This is a genomic window from Cellulosimicrobium sp. BMG9.23 (assembly GCF_059159985.1).
Genome location: NZ_JBZGBZ010000005.1, coordinates 42,224 through 58,208 on the forward strand (window position 1 = coordinate 42,224; position 15,985 = coordinate 58,208).

Sequence of the window (15,985 nt, forward strand, 5' to 3'; positions counted from 1 at the left end):
CGTACCCGCGGCCTCTCAGGGCCGGGTCAGCAGGCGCCCTGCGACTCCCAGGGGCCGTACTGCTCGGCGCCGGGGACGTTGTTCTGCGTCCACCACTTCGCGCGGTAGGTCTGGCCCTGGTAGGAGACCGTCGCGCCGCCGGTGTACACGGCGGACGCGGACCACGCGGCCGCGGTGCACTCACCGGGGTCGGTCGGGTCCGTCGGGTCGGTCGGGTCCGTCGGGTCCGTCGGGTCGTCGCCGCACGGCCCGGTCGCCTCCCACGGCCCGCCCGCGGTCGGTGTCTCGCCCTGGGTCCACCACTTCGCGCGGTAATTCGTCCCCTGGTACGACGCCGTGGCGCCGCCCGTGTAGACGGCCGCGGCGGACCATGCGGGCAGGCACCCGTCACCCGGGTCGGTCGGGTCGGTCGGGTCGGTGGGATCCGTAGGATCGGTGGGATCGGTGGGATCCGTCGGGTCCGTCGGGCCGCCGGTCCCGTCGACCGGGCCGGTCGGCGCGGCGCGGAGCGCGTCCGTGAAGCCGCCGAGCAGGGTCCCGTCGTGGTTGCCGGACAGGTCCCACCACATGCCGCCGCCGAGGTTCTTGTCGGCGACGTAGTCCGCCTTCGCGGCGACCGACCGGGGGTTGTCGTAGCTCCACCACTGGTCGCCGTCGTACCGCCAGGCCGAGACGGTCTCGGCGTCGTAGTGGTCCTGGCCGCGCGTCCGGAGCTTGTCGTAGTCCTCGTTGCCGGCCTCCCACGTGCCCGGTGCGGCCCCGCTCGCCGCGGACCACGGCTCGGCCGAGCCGACGCCCTTCCAGCCGCGGCCGTACATCGCGAGCCCGACGCCGAGCTGGGACGGGTCGATGCCCGTGCGCAGGTACTCGTTCACGGCCTTGTCGACGCTGAACTGCCGGTTCGCCGCGCGCGGGTCTGCCGGGTCGTCGTAGAGGTTGCCCTGGTGCCCGGCGAGCGCCGGGTCCCACGCACCGTGCAGGTCGTAGCCCTGGACGTTGCCGAAGTCGAGGTACTCGAAGATCTCGGGGTCGTTCCAGCCGCCCGCGGCGACGTCGTCGGGGTTCGCCGGCAGGAACGCGGACAGCAGGTAGTGCTTGCCCGTCTGCGCGCCATAAGCGTCGAGCTGGGTGCGGAACTCCCGGAGGAGAAGCGTGAAGTTGCGCGCGTCGTTCACGACGTCGACGTGATTGCCCTCGAGGCCGTTGGTCGAGCCGGGCCACTCCCAGTCGACGTCGATGCCGTCGAACACGCCCGCCGCCGCGCCGGGGCCGCCGCGGCCGTCGATCACGGGCAGGTTGCCCTTGATGTAGAGGTCGATGCAGGACGACACGAGCTTCTTGCGCGACGCGTCCGTCGCCGCGGCGAGCGAGAAGTTCTTCGACCACGTCCAGCCGCCGAGCGAGATCATCGGGCGCAGGTGCGGGTTCTTCGCCTTGAGCTGCTTGAGCTGGTTGAACGAGCCGGCGAGCGGCTGGTCCCACGTGTCGGCGACCCCGGCGACGGAGTTCGCCGCGGTGTAGCCCATGCCGAAGTCGGCCCACGCGTCGCCCGCGCCGTCGGACCCGTTCGGCCCGGTCCCCTGCGCCTTGTTCGCGATGAAGCAGGTCAGGTTCTGGTGGTGGATGTTGCCGAACGAGTAATTGATGTGGGTCAGGTCTGCGGCGGCCCCGGAGTCCTGCACCTTCTTGAGCTGGAAGTTGCGGCCGTACACGCCCCACTGCGTGAAGTAGCCGACGTTCCGGTAGCCGTTGACGTCGCTGTCGCCGGGATGGGTGACGGGGGCGGACGGTGCGACGGGGACGGCTGCCGGAGCGGCGCTCGCCGGTGCGACGCCGCCGACCAGCCCGGCGACGAGGGCGACGGTCGCGGCGAGCGCGACCGCGGGGCCGCCGCGTCGGCGTCCCGTCCCTCTGGTGCGGGTGAACACGTCCATGGGTCCTACCTCACGTGGTGTCGTGGGCGACGGCGCGGCCTCCGCGGCCGGCGTCGTCGCCGGGTCGTCACGACCGTAAGCGCGCAAGCGCGCGCCGGACATCCGCGCTCTCCACATTGTTCGCGATCTAAACTTACGCACGGCGTAGGGGAGAACCCGTAGGACGTACCATCCCGAAACGGGCCGAACCGGTGCGTTGAGACGCTCCTGAGGCCGCGCCGTCGGGCACGCAGCCGATCGGGCCGCCCGCCGAACCCCGGGTTAGCAGCCGTTCCGGCCGCCGATCGCCACACAACCCCGGGTTCGGCACACAACGCTGCCGAACCCCGGGTTAGCAGCCGATCCGGCCACCGATCGCCACACAACCCCGGGTTCGGCACGCAGAGCTGCCCCGGGTCGCGGTGAGTCAGCGACCCACCCGGTGCGCGAGGACCGTGAGCTCGACGCGCGACCGGACGCCGAGCTTGCGGAACACCCGGCCGAGGTGCACCTCGACCGTGCGGACGGACAGGTAGAGCTGGTCGGCCGCCTCGCGGTTCGACCCGCCCTGGACGACGAGCAGCGCGACGTCGAGCTCGCGCTCCGTGAGCTCGTCCGCCCACCGCACCCGCAGCTCCGCGAGCGCGTCGTCGGACACCTCGCTCTCCCGCGCGGCGAGACGGCACCGGTCGGGCACGCGCGCGACGGCCAGGCTCGGCGACGCCGCGCCCGGCCGGTTCCACGTCCTCGCGGCCACGCCGAAGACCTCGGCGTTCGCACCGCCGACGGCGCCCGCACCCGTCCCCGTGACGGGTCCGCTCGCGGGCTTCCCCGGCGCCCGGACGACGGCGCCGTCGTCCGGGTGCCCGCCCAGGCGGCGCACGACGTCGACGAGCTCGTCCCGGGCCGCGTTCGCCCAGGCGTCGGCCCCCGACTCGGCGAAGAGCTCGATGGCGGAGAGGAACAGCCCGTGGGCGCGCGCCAGCTCGCCGGCCCGCACGAGGGCTCGGGCCGCGCACAGGTCGGTGCGCGCGTGCTCGTAGGGCGAGGCCGTCGTCCGGTTGACGCGCGTCGCCCGCTCGACCGGCTGGGTGAGCTCCTCGGGCGCCGCGAGAGCGAGGTCCGCCCGCACGAGCGAGGCCGCACGCAGCGAGGGTGGCAGCTCCTTGGCGTCGACGCGCCGTCTCGAGAGCGCGCGGTGCGCCGCGTCGATGCGGCCGGCGACGACCCACGCCTCCACGTCGTCGAGGCCGGGCAGGGGGAGCATGCGCGCGCTGTCCGGCCGTTCCCGCTCGGCGGCGAGCTCGAGGAGCGTCGCCGCCTGCGTGACGTGGTGCGCGAACGCCGCGCCCATCGCCCGGTCGACCAGGAGACCGAGCCGCACCGGCCGCGCCGTCGGGCTCGCGCACGTCTCCTCGAGCGCCGTCGCCACGCTGCCCACGACGCCCGCGGTCATCATGTCGACGCGGCGTGCCACCGCGACGCCGAGCCCGGCGAACGGCAGGCCGAGCGGGAGCCGGAACGCGGCGTCGGCGATCTCGTCCGCCGCTCGCGTGAGGTTGCCGCGCCACACGTCGACGAGCACCTGGGCGAGCCGCACGTGGGCCTCGGCGAGCGGCGTGAGCGCGGTCGCGGGCCCGTCGAACCAGCGCGCCTCGTCCCGGACGGGCGCGAGCGACGCGACGGCGCTCGCGAGCGTCTGCGCGGCGACGTCGGGGTGGTCGTCGGCGGCGACGGCGAGGGCCCGGCACACCTGGACGTACGCCTCGTGGTCGGGCCCGAGGCCGTCGTCGGGCACGTGGGCGGGGCGCTCCCCCACGCCGAACGTCGCGGCCCAGGTCCGGCCGAGGGCGAGCTCCGCGAGCGTCCGCGGGTCCGCGTCCGCACCGGACGGGCACAGGTAGGCGGCAGTGTCGAGGAGCTGGCTCGCGCTCACCCCGTCGCCGCGCTCGGCGTGCAGCCGGGCCGCCGTGACGACGCCGCACGTGGTCCCCGCGCGCGCCGCCGATTCGAGTCCGTCGGCGCCCGCCGGGCGGAGGTAGGGCGTGAGGACGTCGTCGGGCACCTGCCCCTCGGCGAGCGTCAGGGCCGCGACGAGCGGGCCGAGCGTCCGGGCGCGCAGGGTGTCGTCCCCGCTGCGCGACGCCTTGCGCAGCCAGTCCGCGGCGTCCTGGACGTGCCCGGACGTGAGCGCCGCGATCCCCGCCACGGCGAACGCCTCGGCGCGGTGGGCGCCGTCCGCCTGGCTCGCCGCCTCGCGCGCGACCTCGTGCGCCCACACGACGTCGCCGCGCTCGAGGTGCCGTCGCGCGATGCGCAGCAGACCGGGGACCAGCGCGGGATCCCCGGCGAGGGTCGCGAGCGCGCCGTGCCAGACGGCGACGTCGTCCTCCCCCGCGCGGCGGTGGGCCTCGGCGAGGGCGGCGTGCGCCGCGGTGCGCTCCGCGAGGCGGGCGTCGCCGTGCACGAGCGCGCGGACGCGGGGGTCGACGAACGCGAACCGCCCACCGACGAGCACGAGGTGCTCGGCGAGGGGCCCGTCGAGCACCTCGTGCATCGTCTGGCCGGTGGCGGTGAGCAGGAGCTCGGTGCGGTCGACGACGGCCACCGCCGCCACGAGGAGCGCGTGCCGCTGCTCCGCCGTGAGGAGCGCGAGCCGGTCCCCGAGCAGACGGCGCACGGCCGGGACGACCGGCAGCGGGTCGGGGAGGATCGCGCCGCCCGCGAGCTGCTCGGGCGTGAGGAGGTCGGCGGTCTGGACGATCGCGGCCGCGTTGCCGACGAGGCGCCGCGCGAGGTGCGCGGCGACGTGCGGCGCGACGGCGAGCCGGCGCTCCACGAGCAGGAGGTGCAGCGCGTCGGCCGCGGCGAGCGGCGGGACCTTGCGGAGCTCGAACGGCGTCGACGACGCGTCCAGCGCGCCCTCGGCCGCTGTCCCGAGGAGGACGACGGGCGCGCGCCGGTGCCCGACGAGCGCGACGAGCACCGCGCGGCTGCGCTCGTCGAGGAGGTGGAGGTCGTCGGCCACGAGCACGACCGTCGTCGTGTCGAAGGCCTCGACCAACAGCTCGGCGAGCGCGACGGCGGCGACCTCCGGGAGGCAGGCGGAGGCCGGGTCGGTGACGTCGAGCGCGCGCTCGAGCCGGGTCGGCACGGTCCGGCCGGAGAGCTGGACGACCTGGGAGACGAGGGCCGCGACCGCCGCGCCCGATACCGGCGGGCCCGCGGCTGGCCGGCAGTGCACGACGACGGGCGGGCGTGCCGCCGTCGCCGCGACCACCGCCTCGCACACGAGCTCGAGGGTCGCGCTCGCGCCCATCCCGGGCTCGGCCGTCCACACGAACGCACCACGGCCCTCGACGACCGCCGCGAGGGCGAGCTCGGTCTCCTGCGCTCGCGACGACAGGCGCTCGAGCCGCCGTGCGGCACGGGCGTCCGCGCTCCGCGCGCGTTCGGGGATCACGAGGTCCAACGTGCTGTCCGACATGGCGGCCCTTCCGTCCGAGGGCACCGTTGCCCGACGTCCGGGTGAAATGTTAACAACCCTCCGTAAACGCGAGGCGGTCTCATCGTTTCCCGGGCGTTACGGGCACGCCACCGGAGCCGGCCCGGAAGCGACCCGGAAGCGAACCCGGGAGCGATCCCGGAGTCGACCCACGACCGACCGCGAGCGAGCGCCGCCCTTGCCCGCGACGACGAGGAGGTCTAGCCTGACCCGGTCCCACCCCGTCGCGCCGCGTCGTGCGCACCGGGACGAGGGTGCGCCTCCGCACGGCGGAGGCGCCGCCACGAGAGCGAGGTGAGCACCATGCCGGACGGCAGCAGTCATAGATCCGCGCACTGCGCGCTCACCCCTCGTGGTCCCCGACCGGCACGCTGACCGGTCGTCGACGGCACCTCCCCGCGTCCCTCCGGCCGCGGGCAGGTCGCGCGCGGGGAGGCCGCCAGTGCGCTCCGAGCGCCCGCCCCTGCGCGCGCCCCGCACCCCTCCCCCGCCCGGGCACCCGTCGTCGCACCCCGACCTGTCGTCGCACGGAGGACCGCCCGCGCGCCGTCGAGAAGGACGACCCATGACGTCACGCACCTCCACCGGCCGGCGGACCCCGGCCCGGCACCACCCCGTCGACCGCACCCGGCGCGGTCCCGACCTCGAGCGTCAGTCGATCTCGTTCACGGTCGGCCTCTACCTGTTCATCGTCGTCGCGCTGCTCCTCGCGCACGTCACCGCGGGAGGTGCCCGATGACGACCCTGCTGCCCGAGCGCGCGACGATCCCCGCGGGCACCGCGAGCCGCACGACGAGCCGCACGGGCGCGCCAGTCCCCGCGGCCACGGCCGCGCCCCCGCGGTTCGACCCCGCCGTGCTGCGCACCCGGTGGATCCAGGTCGCGGCCGGCGACGCCGACGCCGCGGCCCGCGCCGCGGAGCACGGCGTCGACTTCGCGACGGCCGGCGGCCGCGTGTGGGAGACGGACGTGCACGTCTACCTCCCCGTCGCCGCCACCCGGCGCCAGGGCGACGAGGTGCTGCACGAGCGGATCGTGCTCGCCCTCTCCCCGGACGTCGTGGCGACCGCGCAGCCCGTGCGCCACTACCCCGTGTTCGACAAGGCGATCGCGCGCATGCGGCGCACGCCGTGGCTCGTCGGCTCGGCGTACGGGGTCGCGTACGCGCTGCTGTACGCGCTCAACGAGGCCGCCGACCGCGTCGTCGCGCACGCGAGCGACCTGCTCGAGGAGATGTCGGACGAGATCGACGAGGCCACGCGCGGCGTCGACGCGCGCGGCCGCGAGATCGGCGTCCGGGACATGCAGGAGACCATCACCCGCATGAACCGTGCCGAGGAGATCGTCTCGCGCGCGCAGGAGTCGCAGCTCTCGCTCGCGCGGGCCGTCCGGCACCTGCGCAGCGAGATCGCGGACTCCGACCCGGTCCTCGCGGGCCTCGTCGAGACGCTCGTCGCCGACGTCGAGGGCGTCAAGGAGCACGCCGGGTTCGAGCACGAGAAGGTCCGCTACCTCCAGCAGGCCATCATGACGTCGCTCGACGTCAAGCAGGCGCAGATCGTCAAGGTGTTCACGATCATCACGGCCGTGTTCCTGCCGCCGACGCTCATCGCCTCGTTCTACGGCATGAACTTCACGCACATGCCCGAGCTCGACCGGCCGTACGGGTTCACCCTCACACTGCTCCTCACGCTCGTCGCCGCCGTCATCCCGCTCGCGTACATCAAGCGGCGGGGCTGGCTGCGGTGACGGCGGGCGTCAGCCCGTCGGCGTCTGCTGGTAGAGCGCGAGCCGCAGGGCGCCGTCGACACGCCGGTAGACGCTCGTCATGAGCGCGGTGAACGGCGGCGCGTCGCCGCGGACCGACGACGCGCGGTAGACGAGCGCGGCGCAGTCGTCACCGAGGTCGACGGCGCGGGCGTCGGTGATCTCGTAGCGGTCCCAGGGCGGCGCGTCGTCGAGCGTCGCCGCGATCGTCGGCCGGTCCAGGACCGTGCCGTCGGCCACGACCATCACGGCGTCGGGCGTCATGAGGCCGCCGTAGTACGCGGCGCCGCGGGACGCGCACAGCGCGGCCCAGCCGGCGTGCTCGGCGGCGAGCATCTCCTCCAGCGTCGGCATACCCATGAGCACGACCCTACGAGCGGTCGCCTCCGGTGTCGACGAGGATCGTCACGGGGCCGTCGTTGACGAGCTCGACCTCCATGTGGGCGCCGAACTCCCCGGTCGCGACCTCGACGCCGCGCGCACGCAGCGCCTCGACCACCGCGTCGACGAGGGGGCGCGCGACGTCACCGGGTGCGGCGCCGTTCCACGACGGCCGTCGTCCCTTGCGCACGTCGGCGTAGAGCGTGAACTGGCTGACCACGAGGACCGGCGCCCCGGTGTCGAGGACGGACCGCTCGCCGTCGAGGATGCGCAGGTCGGCGATCTTGCGCGCCACGGTCTCGACCTGGGCCGGACCGTCGTCGTGCGTGGCTCCGACGAGCGCGACGATCCCGGGCCGGTCGATCGCCCCGACGACCTCGCGCGTCCCGTCGTCGCGCACCACGGTCACGCTCGCTCGCGTCGCGCGCTGCAGCACAGCCCTCACGACGCGGCCTCGAGACCGACCGCGCGCACGACACCGACCGGTCGTCCGCCGCCGAGCACGGGCACGTCGCCCAGCGCGTCGAGCGCCGCGTCGTCCGCACCGGCCACGGCCTCCGCGCCGAGTCGGCGCAGGGCCGCGGCGAGCACCGCGGGCCGGGGGCGCGCCGCGCCGTCGAGCACCTTGAACGCCACCGCGCGCCCGTCCGGCAGCCCTGCGCCGTACACCCCGTCGGCACCGTCCTTCGCGACGAGCCCGGGGACGGCGCGCATCGCGCGCGTCGCGTCGCGGTGCGACCCGGCGACCATCTCGGGGAACGTCGCCATCGCCCGCGCGACCTCCGCCTCCGCGGAGCCCGGCTCGCGCGCGGGAGCCGCCGCGAGCCGCCCGAATCCTCGCGCGAGGCCGCGCACCGTCGTCGAGTACAGCGGCGCCCCGCACCCGTCGACGGTCGCGTGCTCGACGGGGACGCCGGTCAGCTCGCCGACCACTTCGCGGACCGCGACCTGCAACGGGTGGTCCGCCGCGAGGTACGTCCGCGTGTCCCAGCCCGCCGCGACGCACGTCGCGAGCATCGCGGCGTGCTTGCCCGAGCAGTTCTGCGTGACCGACGACGGCCCGCCGTGCTCGACCTGCCACGCGAACGCCGCGGGCGCGTGCAGCGGCATGTCCGGGGTGTTGCGCAGCGCCGACTCGTCGAGGCCCACGCCTGCCAGGATCTCGCGCACGCCCGCGACGTGCTCCGCCTCGCCGTCGTGGCTCGCCGCCGCGAGAGCGAGCAGCCGCGGGGGCAGCGCGAGCCCGTTGCGCAGCATCGCGACGGCCTGGAACGGCTTGACGCTCGACCGCGGCCAGATCACGGCGTCCGCGTCGCCGAGCACGAGGTCCGGCTCGGCGTCGTGCGCGCCGTCGAGCAGCACGAGGTGCCCCAGGTGCACCGACTCCACGAGGTCGCCGCGCACGACCTCCGCGAGCGGCACCGCGCCGCGCGCCACGCCCACGGCGCTCATGGTCCCCGGCACGGCCGTCACCACCCGTTCGGGCGCCCGCCACCCTGCCCGCCGCTGCGGCCGTTGCCGTACGGCTGCAGACGCGGGCGCACGTCGACGAGGTACACGATCGCCGCGACGACCGCGATGAGTCCGAAGAACCCGAGGTTCGGTCCGCCGAACGGCAGGGAGAGGAACCCGAGCAGCGCGGCGACCCCGAGGATGCCGAGCCAGATCGGCTTCGTCAGCTTGCCCTCGGAGGTGAAGGCGCTCGCGGGCCGCCGGACCGCGTCGATCAGGGCGAACAGCTGCACCCCGAACACCAGCAGGGTGAGTAGCAGGTAGATGATCCACTGGAGGGATCCGACGAGTCCGGTCACGACGACGAGCCTACGGGACGACGCGCAGGCCTTGACCTCGCGCCGCGGAAGCCACGAACGGGTCCCAGGCCGCGACGAGCGCGTCGTCGTGGACGACGGTGAGGGCGCTGGCGACGTGCACGGCGTCGTGGGTGCGCAGCGAGGCGTTCCCGACCAGCGACGCGGCGCGGGCCGCGACGTCGCTCGAGACCTCGACGACGTGCAGCGCGGGCCACAGCGACTCCCAGGTGCCCAGCGCGTCCGCGTGGTCGCCCGGCCCGAGCGCCCCGGCACGGAGTCCGGCGGCGAGCACGGAACGCAGCTCGGTGTCGGTCAGGCGGCTGGTCACGACGACGTCCGCGCGGTTCCACAGCCGGCTCGCGAGGACCGAGCCCGGCTCCGGCAGGCAGAGCTTCACGAGCGCGCTCGCGTCGAAGTAGACGAGGGCCATGGCCCGTCAGCGCCTGATGCGCCGCACGAGCGCCGCGACGCCGGACGGACGCGTCGCCCGCGTCGCCGCGGCCGGGACCCCGACCGGCCGGGCCGACGGCGCGTCGTCGGGCGCGGTCACCGCGTGCACCGGACGCTCCACCGACGGCGGGCTCAGGACGCCGTCGCGCGTCAGCTCGGTCACGAGGTCCGCCGTGGCCACGCCCGTCAACCGCGCGACCGGGACGCCACGCTCCGTGACGACGATCTCCTCGCCCGACCGGGCCCGCTCGATCCACGACCTGAGCTCGGCGCGCAACGCGCTGACGGGGACCTCCATCCCCCGACCGTACCGTCCGCGAGGCACCCGGTGCAGGGTGAAGATCGTCCGATCCGTCCGGTGGCCCGTCACAGCTCCGGGAGGGCGCTCCGCGCCTGCTCGGGCGTCGCGCCGGCGGCCTCCAGCACGTCGACCAGCGGCGAGCGCAGGAGCATGACGAGCGACTGGACTTGCCAGTCCCCCTCCCCGACCGCGTGCGGGTCCGCGGTCCGGGCGACCTCCACGAGCACCTCGCGCGCCACCGCAGGATCGCGCCCCGCGCCGATCGCCTCCGCGAGCACGCGGGTCCCCGCGGCGAAGCGGGCCACGAGGTCGGCGACGGGTGCGACGTCGTGCGCGTCCGGCCCGGTCGCCACCGGGAGGGCGCGGCGGGCGAGGACGCGCACGCTCCGCATCGCGCGGTCGACGAGCACCGACTGGCGCTCGTGGTCCCCGAGCTCGTCGCGGTGGCGGCGGCCCGCGGCGCTGACGCGCGCGAGCTCGCGGGCCGACGACGCGGCGGCCTGCCACTCCTCGAGCGAGCCCTCCGACGCGCGACCCCGGACGAGCGCGGCCTCGAGGTCCGCGCGCTCGCGGCTGCGCAGACCGCGCGTCAGGACCTCGAGCACCTGGGCGAGCTCCGTCGTCGCCTCCGCGCCCAGGAGCCGCGGTCGGCGGCGCGGGTCGCCCGGCGTGAGCGCCGCGACGGCGAGCGCGACCCCGCCGCCCACGAGCGCGTCCGTCCACCGGCCGAGCGGCCCCCCGGCCTGCGCCGCGGGCAGCCCGACGATGACGATCGCCTGGACCCCGGCCTGCGTCGTGAGCATCGCGCCGCGGTCGATGAACCGCGCCGCGAGCGCCGACACCGCGAGGACGACCGCGACCTGCCACCACCCGGACCCGATGACGTGCACGACGAGGTCGCCCAGGCCGACACCGATCGCGACGCCCACGGCGACCTCGAGGACGCGCCGGAGCTGGCGGTCCTGGCTGAACCCGAGGCAGATCCACGCCGCGACGGGCGCGAAGAACGGGGCGGAGTGCCCGAGCCCGTACCGGGCGATGCCGAACGCGAGGCCCGCGGCGGCCGCCGCCTGGAGGATCGGCCAGAACGCGACCCGGACGCGCGACGCGCCCTGGCGGACGCGCGCGCGGAGCAGGAGCCGGCGCCACGCCGTCCGCGCCAGGTCGACGGCGCCGGGACGGTCGTCGGCGTCCCTCGACGCGTCGGGCGTCACGGAGCCTCCAGGGTCACGGGCCCTCCAGGGTCACGGCGTGTCCGGGGTCACAGCATGCTCGACGGCGCGCCCTCGCCCCGTGGCGTCAGGCCCCGGGCCACGGGACCGCGCGGCCCCGGCCGGTCGACCGAGACGCCCTCGCCGGGCACCACGATCTCCTGGGCCGCGGAGATCGCGCCGCCGTCGCAGTCGACGAGCAGGACCGCGTCGTCGGGGACGCTGCGCTTGAGGACCGCGAGCGCGACCGGGCCGAGCTCGTGGTGTCGGGCGACCGACGTCACGGCGCCGACGGCGCGGCCGTCGAGCGTGACCTCCGCGCCGGCGACGGGCAGGAGGTGACCGGAGCCGTCGAGGTGGAGCATGACGAGCCGGCGCGGCGGACGGCCCAGGTTGTGCACGCGGGCGACGGTCTCCTGCCCGCGGTAGCAGCCCTTCTCCAGGTGGACGGCCGTGCGCAGCCAGTCGGTCTCGTGCGGGATGGACCGGTGGTCGACCTCCGTCGCCAGCCGCGGCCGCCACGCCTCGACGCGCAGCGCCTCGCTCGCCCACGTGCCGACGAGGCGCCACCCGGCGGCCTCGCGCGCGGCGACGGCGTCGGCCAGCTCGGCCCGCGGGACCAGGACCAGGCGCCACGGCCGCTCGCTGCCGGGGTGCTCGTCCTCCGGCGGTCCGTAGCGCGTGCCGCCGCCGGTGACGTGCGGCCACGGGTCGCGCCACGTGACGGGCTCGCCCGGGGCGCCCTCCGCGTCGACGGGCTCGCCGAGCGCCGCGTACTCGTCCGTGACGTCGGCGATCTCGACGCGCAGCATGAACTTCATGCGGTCGAGCCAGGCCGCGAGGTCGGGCGCGTGCGACCGCTCGGTGACGAGCCACGTCGCCTCGCCGTCGTCCACGACGGCCGCGGCGTGCTCGACGTGCCCCTGCGGCGAGAGGACGAGGAGCTCCGTCGACGTGCGCGGGGCCAGGTTCGTCAGGTCCTGGGACGTGATCGAGTGCAGCCAGGAGAGGCGGTCCGGGCCCGCCACGCGGACGACGCCCAGGTGCGACTGGTCGACGACGGCTCCCCCGGTCTGCAGCGCGCGCTGCTCGCCGGTGGGGTCGCCGTAGTGCCACGCGACGCCCGCGTCGGGGCCGGACGCCTCGACGGCGCCGTGCCGGGAGAGCAGGGGGCTGGTGTAGCCGGTGGTCACAGGGTCCTCCTTGGTCGTCGCCCGCGGCCCGGCGGGTGCCGTGCGGGCCTGCCGACGATCAGACCGCCGGGCGGCGGTCCAGCTTCGCGGACGCGTACGACTGCAACGGCTCCCCGAAGGCCGCCAATTCCCAGACCCACAGGAGCTGGCCCTCGACGAGGCCGAACAACCGCTTGGACGCCGAGATCTCGGCGGCCGTCCCCGTGCGCGCGATGAGGTCGCTCGCGAGGTCGACGCGCCCGTTGCCGACCGCGCCGAGGTAGACCGCGACACGTCCCGCCGGGTCGGCCAGCAGCACCTCGAGCGGGTGCCGGTCGTCCTCGAGGCCCTCGGGGCGCTCGGTCGACACGCGCCAGTAGCCGGTCTCGGTGGACCACACCGTGGAGTCGGCGGCCGCGGCGTCGAGCGCCTCGGGGTCACGCTCCGGCCACTCCCCCTCGCCCGGCACGGTCGCGGGCACCTCGGCCTCGAGCACCCGCAGGGTCGACTCGTAGCGCAGGTACGGACCGCCGTCGTGGTCGAACACGACGTCCTGGACGAAGGGCGTCTCCTCGACGCCCGGGTACTTGATGACGCCCTCGCCGCGCCAGCGGCCCACGAGCCACGCGAGCGGGTACACCTCGGGCGCGAGCCCTTCCGGGAACTCGAACGGCATGAGCGGCTACCTCCGGGGTTCGGGTCGGGGCGTCAGGGCACGTCAGCGGGACGTCAGCGCTGACCCTTGTAGAGCTTGTAGACGACGTACCCGGCGAACCACGTGATGGTCACGGTGGCCGCGAGGAGCAGGCCGAGGAAGATCAGCTCGAGAGTGTGCGGGCTCATGGGCCCGATCCTACAAGCCGTCCCCGCACGGACGGCCGCCGGGCCCCGTGCCGCCGGTCACTCCCGAGGGGTCTCCCGCTACGCTCGGTCGGGTGACCACAGCGCCTCCGGCGGGCCCGTCCGCCGCCCCTGCCCGCTCGCTCGTCGTCAAGGCCACCTCGGGCCTCGACCGCCCCGAGGCGGCCAACCAGGCGTTCACCGTCGCGGCGGCCGCCGTCGCCGCGGGCGTCGAGGTGAGCGTGTGGCTCACGGGCGAGGCCGCGTGGTTCGGCCTGCCGGGCCGCGCCGCCGAGCTCGAGCTCGAGCACGCGGCGCCCCTGCCCGACCTCCTCGAGGCGATCCTCGCCGCCGGCACCCTCACGGTGTGCACGCAGTGCGCCGCACGTCGCGGCATCACGCCCGACGACGTCCTGCCGGGAGTGCGCATCGCCGGCGCCGCGGTCTTCGTCGAGGAGGCCCTGCGCGACGGCGCCCAGGCCCTCGTGTACTGATCCCGCCCCGACGCGCACGCGCGCGGTCACGGCCCGTCAGCCGTCAGCCGTACCGATCATGCGCTCGCTGACGGTGTCCCACATCTGCCGAACCCCGGGTTGTGCGTCGTTCAGCACCGAATCCGCCGCACAACCCCGGGTTCGGCACCGCCGCTACCGCACGACCCGGGGTTCGGCACCGCGCGCCCGCGGCAGGCCCGGTCCGTCAGCGCGCTGCGGCCGAGCCTGCACGGAGCCGGCGGAGCAGCAGGTACATCTCGCACCCGAGGCACAGGCCGAAGGCCGCGTTGAGGACCGCCGCCACGAGCGCGAGCGCCGCAGCGATCGGCACGGCCTGCAGCACGCCCACCAGGCCGAGGACGACGCCCACCGCAGTGATGACGAACCCCACGAGCTGGGCGAAGCGCGGCGGAGCCGGGTCCTCGCGCTCGTCCGTCGGACCGATGCGCGGCAGGATGACGACCCGGTAGACCCACGCCTGCCACGTGCGCTGCGCACCACCGACGGCCCCGACCGCGAAGCTGGCGGCCACGACGGCCAGGAGGACGAGAGCCGCCGTCGACGTCCACAGGAGGATCGTCACCGCGAGCAGCAGCGCCGTGATGCCGGCAGCGGCGCGGGGTCCGCGCGGGTCGATACCGCGCATCTCGGCTCGCTCGCGCGACGCCGGTGGCTCGACGGGTTCGGTCATCGAGGTCTCCTCGGGGTCGGGCGGTGTACTGCCGATGTCGGGTCGTTCACAAGGTTCCGGGGTCGTTCGCGCCGCGTCCGCTCGTACGGCTCCCGGGACCGTCCAGGGGTCCCAGGTCGTTCGTGAGGCCCGCGGACGGGACCCGAGGTGCTCAGCCCGTGCGGACGACCGCCGCCGGTTCCCCGACCGCGAGCGCCGTGATCGCCTGGCGGCGGTTCATCGCGCCGCTCGCGCGGGCCGTCTCCCGCCCGTCCGCGTCGAGGACGAGAACGGTCGGGGTGCGCAGTATGCCGAACGCGAGCACGAGGTCGAGGTGCTCGTCCACGTCCAGCTCGCGGTGCAGCACCCCGTCGTGGCTCCCTGCCACCTCGGTGAGCACGCGTGCCGTCGACCGGCACGGCGCGCACACCGCGGCGGAGAGCTGGAGGAAGGTCCGGCGGGCGCCCAGCTCCACGCCGTGCGTCGCCCAGTCGAACGGGGCGGCCTCTCGGTCGGCGCCTGCGTCGGCCCCTGCAACCTGGGCGGTCCTCGCCTGCGCGCCGGGGACGCGCCGTCGGGCACCGGTACGGACCACGCCCTGACGCCGCTGCCACCACACGCCGAGCCCGCCGGCGACGAGCAGGACGCCGAGGAGCGCGAGCACCGGCACGGCCGGCACGCCGGTCATCCGACGATCACCCGCCCCACCACGAAGATCAGCGTCCCGCCCACGGCGACCGGCAGCGCCGTCGCCGAGAACGCGCCCCACCGTCCCCGCAGCTCGGGCAGCTGGTCGAACAGCGCGTGCAGCGACGCGACGAGCAGCCCGGCGACGACCCCGGACCACACGCCGTCGATCAGGTCGAGGTCCGGCATGACGAAGCCGACCGCGCCGCCGGACACGACGGCGAGGGCGAGCGTGAGACCCGCGTTCAGCCACCCGTCGATCGGCAATGCGGACACGGCGGACGCGACGGCGAGCGCGACCGCGCACGTCACGACGAGTGACGCGCCGGCGTCGGTGCGGCCCGTCGCGATCCACCCCGCGCACGACACCGCGACGACGATCCCGCTGACCGTGCCGATGAGGGACTCGACGAGCCGCGGGCGTCCGTCGCGCCGGAGCAGCTCCGCGACGAACGCGAGGACGACGGACAGCGCGAGGACCACGGGGAGGTGGCGCAGCGCGGGCTCGCCCTGGGTGGCCACCGTCGCGGCGACGGCCCCCACCCCGGCGACCGCGATGACGATCCGGGTACCGCCGTGCACCGGGATGTCGAGGAGCCGCGGCCAGCCGATCGCGACGACGAGCGCGAGGGCACCGGCCGCCGCGGCGAGCGGCAGCGGCCCGAAGAAGGCGGCGACGGCGATGCCCGCCGCGAGACAGGCCGTGACGACGGCACGGGTCGAGAGGTCCACGAGCGGTCAGCACCCCGCTCGGGGGGTCGAAGAGGTCGTCGAGTCGCACAG

The 15,985-nt window shown here is 75.6% G+C and carries 17 protein-coding genes; 3 read left to right on the forward strand and 14 right to left on the reverse strand.

Features of this window, described 5'->3' with window-relative positions; genetic code table 11:
* Positions 1-26: 26 nt before the first annotated feature.
* Both AC4H2G_RS08965 and AC4H2G_RS08970 read right to left on the reverse strand, forming a co-directional pair.
* The gene (locus AC4H2G_RS08965) at positions 27-1,934 is read right to left on the reverse strand and encodes a glycosyl hydrolase family 18 protein (RefSeq protein ID WP_494365416.1); all 1,908 of its coding nucleotides are present in this window, start codon (positions 1,932-1,934) and stop codon (positions 27-29) included.
* A gap of 406 nt (positions 1,935-2,340) precedes the next feature.
* The gene (locus AC4H2G_RS08970) at positions 2,341-5,376 is read right to left on the reverse strand and encodes a helix-turn-helix transcriptional regulator (protein ID WP_494365417.1); all 3,036 of its coding nucleotides are present in this window, start codon (positions 5,374-5,376) and stop codon (positions 2,341-2,343) included.
* A gap of 607 nt (positions 5,377-5,983) precedes the next feature.
* Between AC4H2G_RS08970 and AC4H2G_RS08975 the strand changes: the two genes are divergently transcribed.
* Positions 5,984-6,157 (forward strand): hypothetical protein, encoded by a 174-nt coding sequence (locus AC4H2G_RS08975; RefSeq protein ID WP_494365418.1) that lies wholly within the window; start codon positions 5,984-5,986, stop codon positions 6,155-6,157.
* A complete protein-coding gene (locus AC4H2G_RS08980; protein WP_494365419.1) occupies positions 6,154-7,167 on the forward strand; it encodes a CorA family divalent cation transporter in 1,014 nt (337 codons plus the stop codon). Before AC4H2G_RS08975 ends, AC4H2G_RS08980 begins: the two co-directional genes overlap by 4 nt.
* A 9-nt stretch (positions 7,168-7,176) precedes the next feature.
* On the opposite strand, the gene AC4H2G_RS08985 is transcribed toward AC4H2G_RS08980, so the two are convergent.
* From AC4H2G_RS08985 to AC4H2G_RS09025, 9 genes are all read right to left on the reverse strand, one after another.
* Positions 7,177-7,545, reverse strand: coding sequence for a nuclear transport factor 2 family protein (locus tag AC4H2G_RS08985; RefSeq protein WP_494365420.1), 369 nt, complete (start codon positions 7,543-7,545; stop codon positions 7,177-7,179).
* Between the two features lie 10 nt (positions 7,546-7,555).
* Positions 7,556-8,011 carry a D-aminoacyl-tRNA deacylase gene (dtd, locus tag AC4H2G_RS08990; protein ID WP_494365421.1) on the reverse strand — a complete coding sequence of 152 codons (456 nt, stop codon included), beginning with the start codon at positions 8,009-8,011 and terminating at the stop codon, positions 7,556-7,558.
* Entirely contained in the window at positions 8,008-9,018 is a 1,011-nt protein-coding gene (locus AC4H2G_RS08995; RefSeq protein ID WP_494365748.1) for an asparaginase, read from the reverse strand. Before AC4H2G_RS08995 ends, dtd begins: the two co-directional genes overlap by 4 nt.
* A gap of 17 nt (positions 9,019-9,035) precedes the next feature.
* Positions 9,036-9,377, reverse strand: coding sequence for a DUF2516 family protein (locus tag AC4H2G_RS09000; RefSeq protein ID WP_494365422.1), 342 nt, complete (start codon positions 9,375-9,377; stop codon positions 9,036-9,038).
* A gap of 10 nt (positions 9,378-9,387) precedes the next feature.
* The gene (locus AC4H2G_RS09005) at positions 9,388-9,807 is read right to left on the reverse strand and encodes a type II toxin-antitoxin system VapC family toxin (RefSeq protein WP_494365423.1); all 420 of its coding nucleotides are present in this window, start codon (positions 9,805-9,807) and stop codon (positions 9,388-9,390) included.
* A 6-nt stretch (positions 9,808-9,813) separates the two neighbouring features.
* Positions 9,814-10,125 carry a type II toxin-antitoxin system Phd/YefM family antitoxin gene (locus AC4H2G_RS09010; RefSeq protein ID WP_494365424.1) on the reverse strand — a complete coding sequence of 104 codons (312 nt, stop codon included), beginning with the start codon at positions 10,123-10,125 and terminating at the stop codon, positions 9,814-9,816.
* A 68-nt stretch (positions 10,126-10,193) separates the two neighbouring features.
* Positions 10,194-11,342: an FUSC family protein gene (locus AC4H2G_RS09015; protein WP_494365425.1), complete on the reverse strand. Its 1,149-nt coding sequence runs from the start codon at positions 11,340-11,342 to the stop codon at positions 10,194-10,196.
* 47 nt (positions 11,343-11,389) lie between these two features.
* Entirely contained in the window at positions 11,390-12,532 is a 1,143-nt protein-coding gene (ygfZ, locus tag AC4H2G_RS09020; RefSeq protein WP_494365426.1) for a CAF17-like 4Fe-4S cluster assembly/insertion protein YgfZ, read from the reverse strand.
* A gap of 58 nt (positions 12,533-12,590) precedes the next feature.
* Entirely contained in the window at positions 12,591-13,187 is a 597-nt protein-coding gene (locus AC4H2G_RS09025) for a heme-binding beta-barrel domain-containing protein (protein ID WP_494365427.1), read from the reverse strand.
* A gap of 259 nt (positions 13,188-13,446) precedes the next feature.
* Here AC4H2G_RS09025 and AC4H2G_RS09030 point away from each other — a divergent pair, with 259 nt between their 5' ends.
* Positions 13,447-13,845, forward strand: coding sequence for a DsrE family protein (locus AC4H2G_RS09030; RefSeq protein ID WP_494365428.1), 399 nt, complete (start codon positions 13,447-13,449; stop codon positions 13,843-13,845).
* A 205-nt stretch (positions 13,846-14,050) separates the two neighbouring features.
* On the opposite strand, the gene AC4H2G_RS09035 is transcribed toward AC4H2G_RS09030, so the two are convergent.
* From AC4H2G_RS09035 to AC4H2G_RS09045, 3 genes are all read right to left on the reverse strand, one after another.
* Positions 14,051-14,536 (reverse strand): DUF4395 domain-containing protein, encoded by a 486-nt coding sequence (locus AC4H2G_RS09035; protein ID WP_494365429.1) that lies wholly within the window; start codon positions 14,534-14,536, stop codon positions 14,051-14,053.
* A gap of 151 nt (positions 14,537-14,687) precedes the next feature.
* Positions 14,688-15,203: a thioredoxin family protein gene (locus AC4H2G_RS09040; RefSeq protein ID WP_494365430.1), complete on the reverse strand. Its 516-nt coding sequence runs from the start codon at positions 15,201-15,203 to the stop codon at positions 14,688-14,690.
* A complete protein-coding gene (locus AC4H2G_RS09045; RefSeq protein WP_494365431.1) occupies positions 15,200-15,934 on the reverse strand; it encodes a hypothetical protein in 735 nt (244 codons plus the stop codon). Before AC4H2G_RS09045 ends, AC4H2G_RS09040 begins: the two co-directional genes overlap by 4 nt.
* Positions 15,935-15,985: the final 51 nt, after the last annotated feature.